The following is an 18,486-nucleotide window of genomic DNA, read 5'->3' as shown; positions in this document are numbered from 1 at the left end:
CGAGGGTCATGCCCTCGCTCCCAGGGCGGCAGCGGTCAGGGCAGAGGGTCGGGTTTACCGGCCAGGGCGTTGGTGACGCGGGCGACCAGGGCGCGGCCGCGCTCGTTGAGCCGATCCTGCTGTTCCGCGTCCGGCTTGAAGGCCTCGATTTCCGTGCTGACGTCCATGCCGTGGCGCTCGAGCACCGCTTCCAGCGCGGCGATGCGGTCGATCAGGACGTAGAGCTCATGGGTGAGCGTCATTACAGCCTGGCCAACGCCCGGCATGTCGTCCGCCGTGAGCGTCGGGCGGTCGGGGTTGTTGTAGGAACGGGGATCGTCGCTCATGCGGGTTTGCGCGCGGACACGACGTAGGGATAGGGGTAGCCCTGGTTGCCTATGGCCCGGCCGTCCACCTCTTCGAAACCGACATCCTCCAGGGCGGCGACCAGGTCCAGGCTGGCGGACTCGCGCCAGAAGGGCTCGCCGCCGAACCGGGCGAGCTGGTCGGCCTGCCATTCCTGGACCTTGTTCAGGTGCGCATAGCGCGCGACGTCGCTCATCAGCAGGTCCCCGCCGGGCTTCAGCACCCGGTAAGCCTCGGCGAAGGAGGCCCGGATGGCGTCGGCGGGCATTTCGTGCAGAAGGATGTACGAGGTGACCAGGTCGAAATGCTCGTCGTCGAAGCCGGTGTCCTCGGCGGCGCGCAGATACAGTCGCCAGCTGTGGCCGCAGGAGTTGCCCGTGCGCAGCGCGTGCTCCAGCGTGCGGATCGAGACGTCCACCCCGGTAATTTCGGCATCCGGATAGGTCTCGGCCAGCGCCCGGGTGAAGTGCCCGGTGGAACAGCCCATCTCGAGAATGCGGCCGTAGTCGTCCTTCGGCGCCAGCCCGGCCACCATGCGCCGCTGCGTGAAAATACCGCCCGGATAGGTGGCGTCCACGATCAGCCTGTGGACGATCTCGCCATGAACGAAACCCATGTAAGGATGCCCGTCCCATCCGCCGCGGGTACGGTGAATCTCCACGCCGTCGAAATAGTCCGGGACCTTGAAGTCCTCCTCGGCGAAGAGCCGTGACGGCCCTTCGTCGTACTGCGCGAGCATTTCGGTCACGCCCGGCTTCAGTTCCTCGAACGCGTTCATCGCGATCAGGCCGTGCTGGCGCGAATGCCATTCGCCGATCGTTTGCTGCACCCGGTAGCCCGGTTCGCCGGTCAGGACGCCGGTAACGGCTTCGTGGCGCTCGTCGAGGTCGTCCGGCAGGGACGCTCCGTCGCCGAAGCGGGTGTTCAGTTCCTCCTGGACGCCTTGGCGCACTTCGGTCGTGCCGTGAAAAACGTGGGCCAGGAAATCGACGGAAGCGCGTCCGCGCTGGCGGAGTTTGGGTTGCAGTGTGTCGGTCATGATGACGCGGCCCTCAGTTTAATCAGATCCCTGTCGGTCAGCCGATAGCGGGTCAACAGCAGGATCGCCACACAGCCCACGACTGTGGGCATGTAGGACATGCCGAGCAGCAGCGCCCGGCCGACTTCCGGGGTTTGCAGGGCTTCGTCGGACAGGCTGCGGTCAAAACCGGCAATCTGCATGGCCCAACCCACGATCAGCGGTCCCATGGCGAATGTGAACTTCTCCACAAAGCTGTAGACGGCAGTGTAAACCCCTTCGCGGCGGACTCCGGTCCTGCGGGCGTCGAACTCGATCGTATCGGTGAGCATGGACATGGCCATGACGATATTGCCGCTGGCGGCAATCGCGATGATTGCGCCCCGCGCCAGGATGTAGGGCAGCGGTTCTCCCGGTCCGGCCAGCATCCAGCTCGATACGCCGGCCAGGTAGCAGAAGGCGGCCAGCAGATAGGTCTCGCGCTTGCCGATTCGCTTGGATATCGCCACCAGCAGAGGCGTGCTCAGCGTCGATACGATCGTGACCACGACGCCGTAGAAGAACAGGACCGTCAGCGGCAGCCGCAGGTAGTGCACGACGAAGAATACGATGGTCGCCTGGGATGCGGCGATACCCAGCAGTTGCGCGGCCTTGACCGCTATCAGCCGGAGGAAATGCGGGTTGCCGAGGATGGGGCTGAATTGCCGGAAAACGTTGATGCGCTCCACGCCGGCGTCGGTGAACCGGGCGCGGGCCGTGCCGAAATATGTGGTCAACATGGAAATCAGGATCACGGCGCCGCCGCCCGCGCCTATGACCGCATAGGCGTTCCAGTTCTCTCGCCCCAGCCGGTCGAGAATCAGCGGCGAAATGGAGGTGGCCAGGAACACCCCGGTGGCGATGAACACCATGCGGTAGCCGTGAATCGCCGAGCGCTCGTGGTAGCTGTCGGTCATTTCCGCCGGCATGGCCATGTACGGCACATTGAAGAGGGTGTAGCCGATGGTGTAGGTCGAAAGCGCCATGAAGATGTAGGCCGCGGTCAGCCATTGCGCATCGAAGACCGGCGTGGTGAAAATCAGTGCAAACGCGCTGGCCGACACGAAGGCGCCGGCCAGCAGAAACGGCCGCCGCCGGCCCGCCGGCGACTTGATGCGGTCGCTCCAGCTGCCGACGATCGGATCGCTGACCACGTCCAGCAACTTGGTCAGAAACACCAGCGTGCCGGCAAGGCCGGGTTCGATTCCCAGCACGCTGACCATGTAGAAGAGCGCCAGAACGCCGATCGCGTTCATCAGCAGGGCCACGCCCAGCGCGCCCGTGCCCCAGCAAACGCGTATGCGCTGCGAAATCACGGCCTCGTTTCCGGAACGTCCCGGGAGCGACGGCGATCAGTCCGTGTTCCAGGGAACGAGGCGGTCGACCAGCGCCGAGCCGTGGACCATGGTCCGCAGCGGCGGCATCGCCAGCAGCGACTCCGGGAAGGTCGGCGCCGGCGGCGAAAGCGCGTCCAGTTCGGCCAGCGTCTCCGTGTCCAGCTCCAGGCCCACGCAGGCCAGGTTCTGGTCCATCTGCTTGAGGTTGCGGGCGCCGACGATCGGGATGACCGGCGCCGGACGGTGCAGCAGCCAGGCCAGCGCGACGGTCGCCGGTGCGGCGCCCAGGCGGTCCGCAACCTTCTGCAGGCCCTGCGCGACCTTCAGGTTGTGCGGGGTCAGCATCCGCCCGCCCATGGGTCCGCCCAGTCGTCCCTCGCCCTCGACCGAGCCGTCTTTCGCGACCGTGTACTTGCCGGTGAGCGCGCCGAACAGCAGCGGGCTCCAGGCGGTAATCGCCATGTCCTGGAACTTCGCCAGCGGGAAGAACGCGTTCTCGATCGTGCGTTCCGCCAGGTTGTACTGGAGCTGAAAGGCGGTGAATTGCGTCCAGCCGCGCTCCGCCGCCGCCGCGTTCATCGCCGCGACCCACCAGGCCGGCGCGTTGGAGATGCCGATGTGCAGGACCTTGCCGAGCCGCACCTGGTCGTCCAGCGCGCGCATGACCTCCAACGGCGGGGTCAGTCCGTCGGCGGCGTGCACCCAGTAGAGGTCCAGGTAATCGGTCTTGAGCCGCTCGAGGCTGCCCTCCAGCGAGCGGACCAGGTTGGCGCGATGGTTGCCGCCGGCGTTGGGGTCGTCCGGGTCGGTGTTCATCGAATACTTGCTGGCCAGGATTATCCGCCCGCGGTCCTCGCCCATGAAGCGGCCCAGCATGCTTTCGCTGGCGCCCATGCCGTACATGTCGGCCGTGTCGATGAAGTTTCCGCCGGCGGCGAGGTACGCATCGTAGACGGCGCGGCAATCCTCTTCCCCGGCGTACAGGTGGGCCGTCCCGCCAAAGGTCATCGCGCCCAGGCACAGTTCGGAAACGCGCAGGCTGCTCGAGCCCAGCAATCTCAGTTTCATTGGTGGAATCCTCCCGGCGGCTACCGCCCGTCCTCTGCGGGTTCGCGCGCCATGTTGTGGTATTCGGGGTTGGGGGTCATGCCGGTGGCCATGGCCACGCGGTTGCTGAAGTTGAAAAAGCCGGTCACGTTGGCGATATCCCAGATGTCACGTTCGCTGAAGCCGGCCTTGCGCAGCCGCGCCCGATCCGCGGCGCCGGTTTCCTTCGGGCTGGCCGTGGCCTTCCAGGCAAAGTCCAGCATGGCCCTCTGGCGCGGCGTGATCTCCGCCTCGCGGTAGTTCATCACCAGCACCTCGCCCAGCAGCGGATCGCCCGAGAGCTTGCGCACCGCCGCGCCGTGGGCGACCAGGCAATACAGGCAATGATTGGCCGACGAAACCACCACGGCGATCATTTCGCGCTCGAGCTTGCTCAGCCCCGAGTCGGCCAGCATCAGTTCGTCGTAGATCTCGCGGAAGACGCGGAGCTTTTCGCTGCTGAAGGAATGCGCCGTCAGCACGTTGGGCACGAAGCCCAGCTTTTCCTCGCACAGCGCGAAATAGTCGCGCATGTCCTCGGCCAGCTCGTCCCGCGGCAGCGGCGGAATATCGAGCGCCATCACCTCGTCACGAATGCTCATGCCGCATCCTCCCCACGGGCCGCAAAGTCCGCCTTGCCGACCAGAATCAGGTCGTAGATCTCCTGCGCGCGGCCGCCGATACGCTCGATCAGCCTCTGGTGCGACCCTTCCGCCGCTTCCCGCCACCGGGCTATTTGTGCGTCGCTCAATTCATAAAACGTCACCCTGCCGGCTTCCTGCCATTCGCGCTCCTGGCCCGCGATGACCTCGCGCACGATGTCACGATTCTCCTGTTGCCCGTCCAGGGCATTCTGCAGCACCTGGCGCACTTCTTCCGGCAACGATTCCCACCATTGCGAGTTGGCGAACTGCACGCCGGAATCGTAGGCGTGGAAGGTCCGTGTGTAATGCGGAGCTTCCTCGGCGATTCCCGAAAGCAGGTACTGGCCGGCGCCGCTCTGGCCGCATTCGATCAGGCCGGTCTGAAGCGCCGGCAGGGTTTCGTCGAAGGGCAGGGGGATGTTGTCGGCGTCGATCGCGACGGTGAACACCTGGGGCGCGATGGCCGTGGACGCGCGCATCTTCACTCCGCGGAATTCCTCGGGTTCGATCCGGGGTTCGCGGCAGTAGATGTGGTTCCATCCCACCTCACTCCACTGAATGAAGGTGATCCCGCGTTCGGCGAGCATTTCGGTGAATACGGGCGTCAGGTATTTGTCCGTAACAAAATCCACCTCTTCGTAGCTCTCGAAGAGGTACGGCGAGAGAATCACGCTGAGTTCTGGAATTACGCTCGACATCCCGTGCAGCGACGTCCCCGCATATTGAATTCGTCCGCGCCGCGCCTGCGCCAGAATGGTCTCCTCCGTTCCGAGTTGCCCATTGACGGACATCTGCAACTCCAGTCCCGGGTACGCAGCCTCATGGACGCGGCGCTCAAAACGCCGCCAGCCGTCATGCCAGGGCGTGTCGATGGCGCCGGAAGCGCCGATCACCACGACCAGCCGGCCGTCATCCTGCTGCCGGCCGGCGTCGCCTCCGCAGGCCGCCGCAAGGAGCGCGGCCAGCAGAGGGGCAGCGATTCGGCCGGCGAGGGTCAGATGTCCTCTCCGCCGACCTCGATCAGGGTCCGACCGAACAGTTCGCGGTTCTCGAAGGCCGCATGCATGGCGGGCGTTTCGTCCAGGCTTGCAACCCGCTCGATCGGAATCCGCCATTGCCCGGTAGCCAGCTTCTCCTCGATCTCGGCGTCTTCAGCCTGGCGGGTGCGGGCCTGGTGGAAGAACTGCACAAAGCCCGTAACGCTGATGCTCTTGCCGATGATCAGGGAAATATCGGCCGGTGGAGCCATGCCGCCCATCGCGCCGATGTAGATCACGTTGCCCAGGGGTGCGCAGGCGTCGTAGTTGAGCGGCGCGTTTGGCCCCTGCACGCCGTCGACGATCACGTCGGCGCCGCGTCCGCCGGTCAGTTCCTTGACCTGCGCCGGCCATTCCTCGGAGCGGTAGTCGAGCATGTGGTCGGCGCCGAACTGACTGGCCCATTCGGCCTTTTCCCCGCCGCCCACCAGTCCGATTACCGTGGCGCCGGCGTCCTTGGCGATCTGGGTGGTCATGATGCCGACCGCGCCGGCCGCGGAGTGCAGGACAACCGTCTGGCCCGGCTGGACCCTTCCGGCGGAGTGCACGAGGTGCCAGGACGTGGGTGCGCAGGTCGAAAAGGTCGATCCCAACTGGTAGTCGAAGCGGTCCGGAATGGGCACCAGGCCGGCCGCGCGGGCAATGGCGAATTCGCCGTTGCCGTTCCATTGACCGTTGGCGGCCACGCGCTTGCCGTTCAGCGCCGGGTCCACTCCATCGCCGGTCTCGACCACCCGGCCGGAGTATTCGTAGCCGGTCACGAAGGGAAATCCGGGGTGCATCCACTTGATGCGGTCGGCGCGTGCGTGCGTATCCAGCGGGTTGAGCGGCGAGTACGCAACCTGTATCCGCACCTGTCCCTCACCGGGGGAGGGCACCGGAATGTCCTTGAGTTGCAGCGATTCGGGACCGCCGGGGGCTTCGGCAACGACGGCGCGCATGGTGTTTGGCATTAGGGCTTCTCCTGTGCGGGCAAAATAGGGCATTGTACTCACCCCTCGATGCGCTTCACCTGGTCGTGTTCCGGGCAAGCGCGGGCGGTTTTTTTAAGCGGGAACTGCGTGTTGCCGGGGCCTGAAAGTGTTGGGAGAATTCTGATGAAGGAACGGACTTTGCCGCTGGTGCTGACCGCGCTGCTGACCGCCGCTTCGCCGGCGGGCGCCGAGACCGTCGCCGTGATCGGCACGGGCATGATGGGCGGGTCCCTAGGCCCCCGAATGGCGGAGCTGGGCCATACGATCGTTTACGGTTCGCGCGACCCGGCCAGCGAACGCATTCAGCGGCTGCTGGAGCGTACCGCCGGCGAAGCCAGCGCGAAGACCCAGGAGGAAGCCGCCGCCGAAGGTGAAATCGTTGTTCTGGCGGTTCCCTGGTTCGCGGCGGAAGACGTGGTGCAGCGGCTGCGCCCGAGTCTGGCCGGCAAGCTGGTCATCGACGTCGGCAATGCGGTCCAGGAGGGACCGGAGGGATTGCCGCAGCCGTTGGGTGATACGTCCTACGGCGAAACGGTGCAGGGCCTGGCGCCCGACGCGCGCGTGGTCAAGGCGTTCAACACCGTGGGTTTTCACATCGTGCTCGATCCGGCGCGAGCCAATGGTCCGGTTACCGTACCGGTGGCCGGCAACGACGAAGCTTCCAAGCAATGGGTGATGGACCTGGTCGCGGACCTCGGGTTCGAAACGATGGACGTTGGACCGATCCGGATCTCGCGCATTCTGGAAGGCATGTCGGCCCTTTACCGCGTGCCGCATTTTGCGGGACGCAGGCAGGACACCTTCGAATATCACATGCGCCGGACAGCGGGACCCGCTCCCGAGGAAGTGCGCGCCATCCGCGGCCGCTGAGGGAACCCGCGGATTTGCGACAGGCACTTGCATTCATCGCGATCCTGATCGTCCAGATCGCGATGCAGGCCCCGGGTCATGCCGGGGACAACGAACCTGTCGACTACCTGCCCGGTCGCGAATTTCAGGATTGCCTCAACTGTCCCCGGATGGTAGTTGTTCCACCGGGCCGGTTCATCAAGGGGTCGCCTCCGGGCGAAGCGCTTGGAGAGGGCACGCCCTTGCGCGACGCCGCCAATGAAACGCCCCAGGAACCCGCGCTCGTGGACGCGGCATTTGCCGTGTCCGTCACCGAAGTGACCCGCGAGCAGTTTTCCCTTTTTGTGGTCGAAGAGGGCTACGATCCCGAATGGGAATGCATCACCTGGAACTTTCAGGCGAATCAATGGGGAGCGCGCGGCCCAGCGTGGTCCTGGTCGAATCCGGGTTTCCCGCAGGGACCGGATCATCCCGTCGTATGTGTGAGCTTCACCGAGGCGCAGGCCTACGCCCGCTGGCTGGAGGAGAAGACAGGCGAGCCCTACCGCCTGCTCACCGACGAGGAGTGGGAGTACGTGGCACGTGACCGTACCCAGGCGGTCCGGCCCTGGGACCGCGCCGGCGTTTCGCAACGCGGCGATGCATGCGCCCATGCGAATGTGATGGACCTGGATGCGGCCGACTATCTGAAAGTAGATGCCGCCGCCGCGGACAGCCATTTCTTTCCCTGCCGTGACGGCCACCCGCTTACCGCGCCGGTCGGCAGATTTCCGGGCAACAGCTACGGGGTTTACGACATGCTCGGAAACGCCTGGGAATGGGTGGACGGATGCATGTACACAGTGCCGGGCGCAGGGGAGGCACCCACCGAGGATTGCAACGAACGGCTGATACGCGGCGGCGCATGGCAGGCCAAGGCCTGGTACGTGAGGCCGGCGAAGCGCGACTGGGCGCCTTACTGGCTTCGCAGCGCCCGGGTGGGACTGCGAATCGCGCGGGACCTGCACTAGATGGTCCGCGCTTTACTACTGATCGGGAGGGGCCTGCGGTGAAGGAGACGGCACGGCGCATGCTTGCCGTTCTGTACCAGGTGGAGCGGGCCATTGCAATCGCCGCTTTCGCCCTGCTCGTGGTCGTGATTTTCAGCGACGTGGTGATCCGCGAGATCAGCGGATCCGGCTTGTACTGGGCGCGGCAGATCGGCGTGTACGCGAACATCATCAAGGTGATGTTCGGCATCGGGCTGGCCTCCGCCGCCAACTCGCATCTGCGGCCCCGGTTTGCCGACGGCTGGCTTCCGAAGTCCTGGGGGCCGTTTCTCGATCATTTCAGCGAAGTCCTGATGACGCTCTTCTGCATCGTCTTCGCCGTGGTCGCGTTCGACCTTGTCCGCGAGACCTACCTGCTGGACGTGCGTTCCGTGGTCCTGCGCATCATCGTCTGGCCGATTCAGGGCGTGATTCCGCTGGTCTTTGTGCTTGCCACGCTGCGCCACAGTCTTTACGCGACGTGGCCCGACCTCAAGCCGCCGGAGCAGGGCGCACTGGCCGACTCGCAAACGGAGCTGAAGAGGTGATCGGCGCATTGAGCATACTGGCCGCGGCGCTGGTGCTGCTGGCGCTCAGACAGAACCTGCTGGTGGTGCTTGGCGTTGCCTGCGGATTGGCCTACTGGTTCTGGGGCGACGGGCAGATCCAGAACATCATCAACGATGGCTGGGACGGCCTTAATCGCGACGTGCTGCTGTCGATCCCGATGTACCTGCTGGCGGGCGCGGTCATGGCCCGGGGCGCGATCGCAAGCCGTCTGATCCGCCTGGCGCGCGCGCTTTCCGCGCCCATCCCCGGCGGGCTTGCGATCGCCACGGTGCTTTCCTGCGCGATGTTCGCGGCGGTTACCGGCTCCGGCACCGTGACCCTGCTGGCGGTGGGCGCGGTGATGTATCCCGCCCTGCTGGAGGCCGGCTACAGCAAACGCTTCTCGCTGGGCGCACTGTGCGCCGCCGCGACCCTGGGGATCGTGGTGCCACCCAGCATTCCGCTCATTCTGTATGGCGTCATGACGCAGACTTCGATTTCCGAGTTGTTCATTGCCGGCATCGGACCCGCCCTGCTATTGACCGGCTGCATGAGTGCCTACGCGATCGCCCGCAACTGGCGCTTCCGGCTGGGCGGATGGCGCCTTGCCGAAATTGCGGCTGCGCTCAAGGAGGGGATCTGGTCACTGATGATGCCGGTCATCATTCTGGGCGGCATCTACAGCGGGATTTTTACCGCGACGGAGTCCGCGTCCATCGCCGTGGTTTACGGCTTTTTCGTGGAAATCGTGATTCACCGCGAAATGCGTTTCAAGGACGTCGTCGAAGTCTTTACCACCACCACGCGCCTGATGGGCTCGCTGTTTCCGGTCCTGATGATGGCGCTGGCGCTGAACGTCTTCCTCACCTACGAGCAGGTTCCGGACATGGCCGTGGAATGGCTCACCACGCGCATCGACTCGCTTCCCGGTTTCATCCTCCTGATGAACGCCTTCCTGCTGCTGGTGGGATGCTTCATGGACATCGGCTCGGCCATCCTGATCCTGTCGCCGTTGCTGCAGCCCATCGCCGTGGCCCAGGGCATGGACGCCGTGCATTTCGGTGTGGTGATGGTCGTGAACCTGGAGATGGGCTACCTGACCCCGCCCATGGGCCTGAACCTCATTGTGGCCATGACCGCATTCAATGAATCCTTTGGCGAGATATGTCGGGCGGTGCTGCCCTTCCTTGTGTTGATGCTGATTGCCCTGATCACGGTCTCGTTCTGGCCTGGCCTGTCGCTGTTTCTGCTGCAATAAATGCGCCGAAGGCAAGTCGTGCGCGTTCCTCGATCCGCAAGCCGCCTGAACGCGCTGCCGCCGGTTTTACGCCCCCATTGATCAACATTCGTGGCCCTGTTTGACATGGCTTCCGGCCCAGCATGGGACGTACCGGAACCGCATTCCGTGCATGACATCCAGCACGAAGATGGAAGCGTAACCAAATTGCGACGACACGGAGACCCTCGTGGCGTGCGCCTGCTGGTGGGCCACGGCAACGGCCTGGCGAGCGACTTCTACTATCCGTTCTGGTCGCGGTTCACGGTCGACTTCGATGTATTCGTTTACGACTTGAGGAACCACGGATGGAACGCGGTTGGCCCGAAAAGCGGACACAACATACCCAACCTGATCCGCGACCAGGAAGATGTCGTGGAGTTCCTCGCCGATCGATTCGGTCCAGGGTGCAGTGTCGGCGTTTTTCATTCTCTCTCGGCGCTTACCGCGCTGCTGTCGCGGACGCTCGGCACAGGCCGAACAGGCGACCTGTCGGCCTGGATCTTTTTCGATCCGCCGCTCGTCAAGCCGAAGCGCTGGGAGGAAGAGTTCGACAAGTCGATCTACAGGCCGGCGGAAATCGCGCGGCGCCGAACCGACCGATTTCGCGACACGGGTCAGTTCGCCGAAGTCGCTCACCACTTTCTGCTGTCGCGGGCCGTTCCGGGGGCGGCCGAACTCATGGCGCGTACCGTGCTCCGGAGCTCTCCGGACGGAAACAGCGTCGAACTGCGCTGTCCCCGCGAATACGAGGCGCAGATCTGGGCGTACGCGCGCAGCTTCGCGTATCTGGTGGACCTGAGCAACCTTCCCTGTCCGACCAAGGTAATCGCGTCGGATCCCACCATGACGCCCACCTACAGGCCGGCACTGAATCCGAGACACAACCATCCCGTGGACTACGACTTCATCCCGGATTCAACGCACTTGCTTCAACTGGAACATCCGAAACGGTGCGAACGGCTGATACGCCGGTTCCTCCGGAACCATGGCTTTGCGTAGAATTCCTGTCGCCAACAGGACCAGGGCGGCGGCCTAAGGTTTTTCCCATGACCTGGACAGTACATAAATTCGGCGGCAGCAGCCTGGCCGACGCGCGCGGTTTCGAACGCGCGGCGGGCATCGTGCTGGGCGATTCCTCGCCGCGGGTGGCCGTGGTGGTGTCGGCCATGCAGGGCGTGACCAACGCGCTGTTCGCGCTGCTGGACCGCGCGGTTTCGGGTGACGAGAAGTGGCAGGACGACCTCGATGCGCTGCAGGAACAGTATTCCGCGGTCTCGGAAGAATTGATTTCGGATCCGGAACGCCGCGCCGCGCTGCTGGAAGCGCAAGCCGGAGAGTGCCGCAACGTTGCGGACATTCTTCATTCCGCCGTGCTGATCCAGTCCGCGGGGCCGCGAATGGAAGCCCTGGTGTCCGGATGCGGCGAGTTGTGGTCGGCGCGCCTGCTGGCGGCCCTGATCAGCGAACGCGGAGCGGTCGACGGCCGCAAGGCTCGTTGGCTGGATGCCCGCGATGTCCTGCGCGTGGAGCCGGGGGAACTTGGGGTGGTGGTGGACTGGGAGACCTCGGGCCGGCACCTGAAGCGCCTGCTTGAGAACGATGACACCCCGGTGCGCGTGGTCACCGGCTATATCGCCCGGGACGGGCGCGGATTGCAGATCACGCTGGGGCGCAACGGCAGCGATTTCTCGGCCTCGATATTCAGCGCGCTGCTGGGTGCGGAGTCGCTCACCATCTGGACCGACGTGGAGGGCGTGATGAGCGCCGATCCCGCGCGCGTTCCCGAGGCGCACGTGATCCGCGAGCTGTCCTACAACGAGGCCATGGAGCTGGCCTATTTCGGCGCGCGGGTGATTCATCCGCAGACGATGGGCCCGGTGATCAGCAAGAAGATCCCGGTGTGGATTCGCTCGAGCTTCAGGCCGGAGCTGCGAGGCTCCCTGATTTCCGCCGATGGCGACCGGAACGAGCCCGTCAAGGGCATCACGATGATCGAAAACGTCACGATGCTGAGCCTGGAAGGCTCGGGGATGATCGGCGTGCCCGGGACCGCGGACCGGCTGTTCAATGCGCTGAGCAAGGCGCAGGTTTCGGTGCTGCTGATCACCCAGGCCAGCTCGGAGCATTCGATTACCTTCGCGGTTCCGGCGGCGCACGCGGACCGGGCCGAGAGTGTGACGCGCGATGCCTTCGCCCAGGAAATGGGCCTTGGGCAGGTCAGCCGGGTGACGCGCGACAATGGAGTGAACGTGCTGGCGCTGGTGGGCGACGGTATGGTCGGCATCCCGGGTGTCGCGGGCCGTTTCTTCGGCGTGCTGGGGCGCGCCGGCGTCAATGTGATCGCGATTGCCCAGGGATCGTCGGAACGCAACATTTCCGCGGTCGTTACGGGCGCCAGCGCAACTCGGGCGCTGCGGGCCGCGCACGGCGGCTTTTATCTTTCGCACACCACGCTGTCGCTGGGCGTGATCGGCGTGGGCACCGTCGGCGCCGAACTGCTGGATCAGATGGCCCGGGCCACCGACCGGTTGCGGGAGAACTTCAACCTCGACTTCCGGGTGCGGGCAATCGCCAATTCGAGCCGCATGCACCTGGCCCCGCGCAGCCTCGATCTGGACGACTGGCGCAGCGTTCTGGAAAACGAAGGCGAAGCGATGGACCTCGAGCGTTTCAGCGAGCACGTGAACCCCGATCACCTGCCGCACGCGGCGATCGTGGACTGCACCGCCAGCGAATCGATCAGTGACGGCTATGCCGATTTCTTCCGCTCCGGGATCCACGTCGTGACACCCAACAAGCGGGCGCAGAGCGCACCGCAGGAGACCTACGAGCGTCTGCACGAACTGCGCCGGGCCAACGGCGTGCACCTGCTGTACGAGACCAACGTGGGGGCCGGGCTGCCGGTCATCGAGACGCTGCGCGACCTGATCGCCACCGGCGACGAGGTGCTCAGCGTGGAGGGCATTTTTTCCGGCACGCTGGCCTATCTTTTCAACGCGCTGGACACCGACTCCGATTTCTCGAAAGTCGTGCGCCAGGCCCGCGACGCGGGCTATACCGAGCCCGACCCGCGCGAGGACCTGAGCGGCATGGACGTGGCGCGCAAGCTGCTGATCCTGGCGCGCGAACTGAATCTGCGGATGGACCTGGCCGATGTCGAAGTGGAGAGCCTGGCGCCGGAGGAATTGTCGGAAGCCACGGTCGAGGAGTTTCTCGATGGGCTGGGGCGCTACGACGGCGACATGCGCCGGCGTCTTGAGCAGGCTGCGGAAAACAGCTGTGTTCTGCGTTACGTTGGAAGGCTGGACAGCGAAGGCCGGGCATCGGTTAGGCTGGAATCGCTGCCCGAGGACCACCTCTTCGCCCGGCTGGATCTGACCAGCAACATGTTCCTGTTCCGCACCGCCCGCTACAGCGACAGCCCGCTGGTGGTCCAGGGACCCGGCGCGGGGCCGGAGGTGACGGCCGGCGGCATTTTTGCGGACCTGCTGCGCCTGGCGCGGATGCTGGGCGCGCCGCGCTAGCAGGGTTTTCGATGACAGCGTTCCACAGCACCCGCGGCGGGGGACCCGCCGGGCTCGAAGCTGTTCTGCAGACCGGCACGGCGCCGGACGGCGGCTTGTACGTTCCTGAGCGCCTCGCGGCATTCGAGCGCGGGGCGCTGGCCGAATCCGCCACGCCGGCGGAGCTGGCCGAACGCATGCTGGCTCCATACTTCGCGGGCTCGTCGCTGGCCGGCGCGCTGCCGGACATCTGCCGCAACGCCTTCGCCAGTGCACTGCCCCTGGCCGATCTGTCGCCTGCCGTGAACGGCGCGCGGCTGCGATTGCTCGAGCTGTTTCACGGCCCCACCGCGGCTTTCAAGGACTACGGTGCAAGGTTCCTTGCGGCCTGCCTGGAGCGCATACTCGCCGAAGAGCCCGCTTCGTCGCCGACGCTGACCATCCTCGTCGCCACCTCGGGCGATACCGGCGCGGCCGTAGCTTCGGCGTTCTCCGGCCGCGACAGGATCCGCGTGGTTGTGCTGTTCCCAAAGGGCCGGATATCGCCCCGCCAGGAGCACCACCTCGGGTGCTGGGACGACAATGTCCAGGCCCTTGCCGTGCACGGCGCGTTCGACGACTGCCAGCAGCTGGTCAAGCAGGCATTCGCCGACGCCCGGCTGCGAAAAAGAGTGCGTCTGGGCTCGGCGAACAGCATCAACCTCGGCAGGCTGCTGCCGCAAAGCGCCTACCATGCCTGGGCCGCGCTCAGGTCGCCGGAAGGAACCCATTTCGTCGTTCCCACCGGCAACCTCGGCAACGGGGTTGCCTGCCTCTGGGCGCGCGAGATGGGCGCGGGCATCGGCCGTATCCTGCTCACGACCAACGCCAACCGCACGATCGGGGAATACCTTTCCAGCGGCGAATACCGCGGCCGCGAAAGCATCGGCACACTGGCCAACGCGATGGACGTGGGCGATCCCAGCAACATGGAGCGGCTGCGCCACCAGTTCGATGGCGACATCGACCGGATCCGGGCCGCCGTCAGCGCCGCGAGCGTCGACGACAAGCGGATTCGCCGCCGGATCCGCAGGGAATACTCGGATTCCGGCGCGGTGCTATGCCCTCACACCGCCGCCGGCGTGGACGCCTGCCGCGGGCTGCTCGCCGAATCCGGCGCGCCCGCCGGTGACTGGGTCATCGCCGCCACCGCCCACCCGGCCAAGTTCGAGACCGTGGTCGAACCGCTCATCGGGACTACGGTGGCGCCGCCACCGCAACTCGAGGAACTGCTCTCGCGGCATTCCAGCCACGAGGAAATACCCGCCGAACTTGCCGCGCTTACTCCGTTTCTTCGCTAGACTGCGGCACCAGCGCTTGGTCGAGTGCTGCGGCGCGCAGCCGGGCCGGGCGGTTTTCCAGGCGCGACCAGTAGTCAAGGAAGGCCGGTCGCATCTCGATTGACTTGAATTCGAGACCCCAGAAAATGTGTGAGCCTACGTAGACGTCGGCCGCGCTGAAGTTTGGGCCCGCAACGAATTCGCTTGCGCTGACGGCGGCTTCGAGCGTGTTCAGGACCGCTTCAAGGGTTCCGTATCCGATCATGGACTCGCGTTCCGGGGGAACTTCGAATTTGATCGCGCGGTTGATGGTTGCCGCTTCAAGCGGCCCTGCGGCGAAAAACATCCACCGGTAGTAGGCCCCGCGCTCCTGTTGTGGAGGCGCCAGCCCCGCATCGGGAAAGGCGTCGGCCAGGTAGGCGCAGATCGCGGCGGACTCGGTAACCACGACGTCGCCGTGCCGGATCGTCGGCACCTTGCCCATCGGATTGATGGCCAGAAAGTCCTCCGATTTCATCTCGGGGCCGTACTGCAGCACCTCGGTGCGGTATTCGGCGCCGACTTCCTCCAGCATCCAGCGCGCGATCTGACCGCGCGACATGGGGTTCGTGTAAAAGACCAGTTCTTCACTCATTGGGCTTCCTCCGTTTCGGGCCATCCGAAAAGCTTGCGGGTGTTCTCGTGCGCGGCGCCGGCGAGTTCTTCAGGGTCCACACGCATTTTATTGGCCAGGGCCCAGGCCACGTAGGGCAGAAACTCCGGTTCGTTGCGGCGTTTCCGGTGCGGCTTGACATCGGGATGGCGGGGCAGCAGGTACGGGCTGTCGGTTTCAAGCAGCACGCGGTCGAGTGGAAGAAGAGGAATCGCCTTCAGCAGCTCGTGATTCCGCCGCTCGTCCAGGATCCAGCCGGTGATGCCGATGTACAGCCCCAGTTCAAGGTAACTTTCCGCCTGCTCCGGTCCGCCGGTAAAACAGTGGGCCACCCCGCCGAGTCTGTCGACTTCGTGCTCTTTCAGAATGGCGAGGAAGTCGCCGTGCGCGTCCCGTTGATGGAGGAAGACCGGCTTGCCGTGCTCCGCCGCCAGTTCGAGCTGCCCCGCGAACGCCGCGCGCTGCGCTTCCTGTGGCGAAAGGTTGCGGAAGTAGTCCAGCCCGCACTCGCCCGCCGCCACCGCCAGCTCGCTGCCAAGCACCGCGCCGAGCCGTTCGCGCGCCTCTTGCGGCGCATCCGTCCACCGCGTCGCCAGGTGCGGATGAATCCCCGCCGTACACCGAAAAATCCCCGAATGCCGCTCCGTCAATGTCAGCGTGCTCTCCGATTCCTTAAGCCCCGTCCCCGTCACGATCATGTGCCGCACGCCGGCCGCCGCAGCTCGTTCGATCACCTCGTCCCGATCCACATCAAACGACGCGTCCGCCAGGTTCGCGCCAATATCAATCAACCCCACGCCACGCCCTCCAATTCAGGGTTTGGCACGCTTCTTTTCCTGTTACCTGCCTCGTGGGAGTGTCGGCGACAGGAGTCGCCGCCAAGCCCCATGGATGGGTTCATGCGTCTCCCACGAGGCAGGTAACAGGAAAAGAAGCCCACTCACGCCCCCCGCCAGCGGAACAGGGTCGCGCCCACAGTAAGGAAGGCCGCCGTGATGCCCGCCAGGATCAGCAGTTGCGGCAGCACGTCGGCAAATCCCGCGCCGTACAGCATGATTTCGCGCGCGGCCGTCAAGGCGTGTGTCAACGGAAAGATGTTGGACAGTTGCTGCACCCACTGTGGCGCGCCCGCCAGCGAGAACCACACGCCCGACAGCAGCATCATCGGCCAGGTCACCAGGTTCAGCAGCCCGCCCGCCAGCTCCTCGCTGGTCACGCGCGCCGCCATGGCCAGGCCGATCGAAACCAGGCTGATCGACGCCAGCACCGCCACCAGGAACAGCGCCAGCCCGCTGCCCTCCATCCGGACGTCCAGCAGCAGGCGGGTCGCGCCGTAGAGCAGCAGGGTGACGAAAATCGCCAGCAGCAGGCGCGAGAGGATCTGCGCCGACATGAATTCCACCGGCCGCAGCGGGGTGGCCTTCAGGCGCTTCAAAAAGCCGTTCTTTCGATACCGCACCACGACATAGCCGACGCCGAACAGGCAGCTGAACATGATGTTCATGCCGAGGATGCCCGGAATCAGCCAGTCCACGTAGGTGATCGGGTCGCCGCTGGCCGGCTGCCGCAGCCACGCGCTTTCGTCCGAGGAGGCTTCCAGCAGGCGCTCGGCGAAGTATCCGCCCGGCGATTCCGGGTTGATCCAGTAGGTACCGGAATTGAGGTCGAGCGCCAGATCGAGCTGGTGGTTGGCGACCCGTTCGATCGCTTCCTCCTGCTCCATCGCGATGAAGTCGAAATAGCGGGTCTCCAGGTAGGGATGCGCGGCCGTGTTGATCTCCTGTTCGGCCTGCACCAGCGCCACCTTGTAGGAGGCGCGGTCGCCGCCGGAGAAGATCGCGGCCATGCCCGCCACCAGCAGCAGCGGCATCGCCACGTTCCAGCCGAGCGTGGCCTTGTCGCGCAGGAATTCGAGATTGCGCGCGTGCAGAATTGCGAGGATTCGTTGGATCATGATCTGAGCTCCTTGCCCGTGAGGTCCAGGAACAGGTCCTCCAGGCGGAAGGGACGAATGTTCAGGCGGCCGAGCGGCGCTCCGGCGCGGCTCAGGCGGGTGATGGCTTCGTTGGCGTCATCGGTGTGTATTTCCACCAGTCCGTTGCGCCGGTAGGTGTGAAAGGGAAATTCCGCCGGCAGCTCCTCAAGGTCGGCTTCGGGCAGTTCCAGGATGATTTCCTTGTAGTGCGCCTTCAGGAGCGTGTCCGGGGCGCCCTGGGTGACGATCACGCCCTCGTTCATGATCACGATCTCGTCGCACAGCGCCTGGGCCTCTTCCATGTAGTGCGTGGTCAGCACGATGGTCTTGTTGCGGGCGCGGATCCGCTCCACCAGCTCCCAGAAATTGCGCCGCGCCTGCGGATCCATGCCGGTGGTCGGCTCGTCCAGGAACAGGATCTTCGGGTCGTTCACCAGCGCGATCGCCAGCAGCAGACGCTGGCGCTGTCCGCCCGACAGCTTGCGGTTGTCGCGCTTCTGGAGCTTTTCCAGCGCGCAGTCGGCGATTACCCGGTCGATGTTGGCGCGGCGCCGGTACAGGCGGTGAAACATTTCCAGCGTCTCGCGCACCGTGATGAAGTCCTGCAGCGCGGCCGTCTGGAACTGCACGCCGGAGTCCTGGCGGAACTGCGCCCCGGCTTTCCGGCCCTCGTACAGCACCTCGCCCGATGTAGCGGGCGTGACCCCTTCGATGATCTCAACGGTCGTGGTTTTGCCGGCGCCGTTGGGCCCGAGAAGGCCGAAACAGCAGTTGCGCGGCACATCGAAGGAAATGCCGCGTACCGCCCGTACCTGGCCATAGTTCTTGACCAGTTCCCTCACCGCAAGAATG

General features: G+C 65.2%; 18 protein-coding genes. 7 read left to right on the top strand and 11 right to left on the bottom strand.

The window, feature by feature from the left end:
* Nucleotides 1-35 precede the first annotated feature (35 nt).
* From F4036_02690 to F4036_02660, 7 genes are read right to left on the bottom strand one after another with little or no spacing between them, the layout of a single operon-like run.
* A complete protein-coding gene (locus F4036_02690; protein ID MYK36647.1) occupies nt 36-326 on the bottom strand; it encodes a hypothetical protein in 291 nt (96 codons plus the stop codon).
* Nucleotides 323-1,384 (bottom strand): class I SAM-dependent methyltransferase, encoded by a 1,062-nt coding sequence (locus F4036_02685; GenBank protein MYK36646.1) that lies wholly within the window; start codon nt 1,382-1,384, stop codon nt 323-325. The genes F4036_02690 and F4036_02685 overlap by 4 nt, the downstream gene beginning before the upstream one ends.
* Nucleotides 1,381-2,718 (bottom strand): MFS transporter, encoded by a 1,338-nt coding sequence (locus tag F4036_02680; protein MYK36645.1) that lies wholly within the window; start codon nt 2,716-2,718, stop codon nt 1,381-1,383. The genes F4036_02685 and F4036_02680 overlap by 4 nt, the downstream gene beginning before the upstream one ends.
* A gap of 36 nt (nt 2,719-2,754) precedes the next feature.
* Entirely contained in the window at nt 2,755-3,807 is a 1,053-nt protein-coding gene (locus F4036_02675; protein MYK36644.1) for an aldo/keto reductase, read from the bottom strand.
* Nucleotides 3,808-3,827: 20 nt separating this feature from the next.
* A complete protein-coding gene (locus F4036_02670) occupies nt 3,828-4,427 on the bottom strand; it encodes a peroxidase-related enzyme (GenBank protein MYK36643.1) in 600 nt (199 codons plus the stop codon).
* Nucleotides 4,424-5,584: a TRAP transporter substrate-binding protein gene (locus F4036_02665; protein ID MYK36642.1), complete on the bottom strand. Its 1,161-nt coding sequence runs from the start codon at nt 5,582-5,584 to the stop codon at nt 4,424-4,426. The genes F4036_02670 and F4036_02665 overlap by 4 nt, the downstream gene beginning before the upstream one ends.
* A complete protein-coding gene (locus tag F4036_02660; GenBank protein ID MYK36641.1) occupies nt 5,464-6,492 on the bottom strand; it encodes a zinc-binding alcohol dehydrogenase family protein in 1,029 nt (342 codons plus the stop codon). Before F4036_02660 ends, F4036_02665 begins: the two co-directional genes overlap by 121 nt.
* Before the next feature lie 15 nt (nt 6,493-6,507).
* Between F4036_02660 and F4036_02655 the strand changes: the two genes are divergently transcribed.
* The 7 genes from F4036_02655 to thrC all read left to right on the top strand — a co-directional run bounded on the left by F4036_02655 (nt 6,508) and on the right by thrC (nt 15,028).
* The gene (locus F4036_02655) at nt 6,508-7,350 is read left to right on the top strand and encodes an NADPH-dependent F420 reductase (GenBank protein ID MYK36640.1); all 843 of its coding nucleotides are present in this window, start codon (nt 6,508-6,510) and stop codon (nt 7,348-7,350) included.
* Nucleotides 7,149-8,339: a formylglycine-generating enzyme family protein gene (locus tag F4036_02650; GenBank protein ID MYK36639.1), complete on the top strand. Its 1,191-nt coding sequence runs from the start codon at nt 7,149-7,151 to the stop codon at nt 8,337-8,339. Before F4036_02655 ends, F4036_02650 begins: the two co-directional genes overlap by 202 nt.
* Complete coding sequence (locus F4036_02645; protein ID MYK36638.1) at nt 8,234-8,905, top strand: TRAP transporter small permease; 672 nt, start codon at nt 8,234-8,236, stop codon at nt 8,903-8,905. Before F4036_02650 ends, F4036_02645 begins: the two co-directional genes overlap by 106 nt.
* Nucleotides 8,902-10,164 (top strand): TRAP transporter large permease, encoded by a 1,263-nt coding sequence (locus F4036_02640; GenBank protein MYK36637.1) that lies wholly within the window; start codon nt 8,902-8,904, stop codon nt 10,162-10,164. The genes F4036_02645 and F4036_02640 overlap by 4 nt, the downstream gene beginning before the upstream one ends.
* A gap of 90 nt (nt 10,165-10,254) precedes the next feature.
* Complete coding sequence (locus F4036_02635) at nt 10,255-11,184, top strand: alpha/beta hydrolase (protein ID MYK36636.1); 930 nt, start codon at nt 10,255-10,257, stop codon at nt 11,182-11,184.
* Nucleotides 11,185-11,231: 47 nt separating this feature from the next.
* A complete protein-coding gene (thrA, locus tag F4036_02630; GenBank protein ID MYK36635.1) occupies nt 11,232-13,709 on the top strand; it encodes a bifunctional aspartate kinase/homoserine dehydrogenase I in 2,478 nt (825 codons plus the stop codon).
* A gap of 11 nt (nt 13,710-13,720) precedes the next feature.
* The gene (gene thrC, locus F4036_02625) at nt 13,721-15,028 is read left to right on the top strand and encodes a threonine synthase (GenBank protein MYK36634.1); all 1,308 of its coding nucleotides are present in this window, start codon (nt 13,721-13,723) and stop codon (nt 15,026-15,028) included.
* On the opposite strand, the gene F4036_02620 is transcribed toward thrC, so the two are convergent.
* The 4 genes from F4036_02620 to F4036_02605 all read right to left on the bottom strand — a co-directional run bounded on the left by F4036_02620 (nt 15,009) and on the right by F4036_02605 (nt 18,485).
* Nucleotides 15,009-15,641 (bottom strand): glutathione S-transferase family protein, encoded by a 633-nt coding sequence (locus F4036_02620; GenBank protein MYK36633.1) that lies wholly within the window; start codon nt 15,639-15,641, stop codon nt 15,009-15,011. The two genes, thrC and F4036_02620, sit on opposite strands and share 20 nt — an antisense overlap.
* Nucleotides 15,638-16,450 carry a TatD family deoxyribonuclease gene (locus tag F4036_02615; GenBank protein MYK36632.1) on the bottom strand — a complete coding sequence of 271 codons (813 nt, stop codon included), beginning with the start codon at nt 16,448-16,450 and terminating at the stop codon, nt 15,638-15,640. Before F4036_02615 ends, F4036_02620 begins: the two co-directional genes overlap by 4 nt.
* A 149-nt stretch (nt 16,451-16,599) precedes the next feature.
* A complete protein-coding gene (locus F4036_02610; protein MYK36631.1) occupies nt 16,600-17,616 on the bottom strand; it encodes an ABC transporter permease in 1,017 nt (338 codons plus the stop codon).
* Complete coding sequence (locus tag F4036_02605) at nt 17,610-18,485, bottom strand: ABC transporter ATP-binding protein (protein MYK36630.1); 876 nt, start codon at nt 18,483-18,485, stop codon at nt 17,610-17,612. The genes F4036_02610 and F4036_02605 overlap by 7 nt, the downstream gene beginning before the upstream one ends.
* Nucleotide 18,486 lies beyond the last annotated feature (1 nt).

It is taken from the genome of Gammaproteobacteria bacterium (assembly GCA_009845905.1).
GTDB lineage: Bacteria > Pseudomonadota > Gammaproteobacteria > Steroidobacterales > Foliamicaceae > Foliamicus.
The sequence above is the reverse complement of the archived record's forward strand: the minus strand, read 5'-3'. Positions and strand labels throughout refer to the sequence as shown.

Coding starts and splice junctions, on each gene's coding strand:
- F4036_02645 (MYK36638.1), top strand. CDS start 8,234: ATGGCAGGCCAAGGCCTGGTACGTGAGGCCGGCGAAGCGCGACTGGGC.
- F4036_02660 (MYK36641.1), bottom strand. CDS start 6,492: ATGCCCTATTTTGCCCGCACAGGAGAAGCCCTAATGCCAAACACCATG.
- F4036_02665 (MYK36642.1), bottom strand. CDS start 5,584: ATGGCGGATTCCGATCGAGCGGGTTGCAAGCCTGGACGAAACGCCCGC.
- F4036_02675 (MYK36644.1), bottom strand. CDS start 3,807: ATGAAACTGAGATTGCTGGGCTCGAGCAGCCTGCGCGTTTCCGAACTG.
- F4036_02690 (MYK36647.1), bottom strand. CDS start 326: ATGAGCGACGATCCCCGTTCCTACAACAACCCCGACCGCCCGACGCTC.
- F4036_02620 (MYK36633.1), bottom strand. CDS start 15,641: ATGAGTGAAGAACTGGTCTTTTACACGAACCCCATGTCGCGCGGTCAG.
- F4036_02685 (MYK36646.1), bottom strand. CDS start 1,384: ATGACCGACACACTGCAACCCAAACTCCGCCAGCGCGGACGCGCTTCC.
- thrA (MYK36635.1), top strand. CDS start 11,232: ATGACCTGGACAGTACATAAATTCGGCGGCAGCAGCCTGGCCGACGCG.
- F4036_02650 (MYK36639.1), top strand. CDS start 7,149: ATGGGTGATGGACCTGGTCGCGGACCTCGGGTTCGAAACGATGGACGT.
- thrC (MYK36634.1), top strand. CDS start 13,721: ATGACAGCGTTCCACAGCACCCGCGGCGGGGGACCCGCCGGGCTCGAA.
- F4036_02670 (MYK36643.1), bottom strand. CDS start 4,427: ATGAGCATTCGTGACGAGGTGATGGCGCTCGATATTCCGCCGCTGCCG.
- F4036_02655 (MYK36640.1), top strand. CDS start 6,508: ATGCGCTTCACCTGGTCGTGTTCCGGGCAAGCGCGGGCGGTTTTTTTA.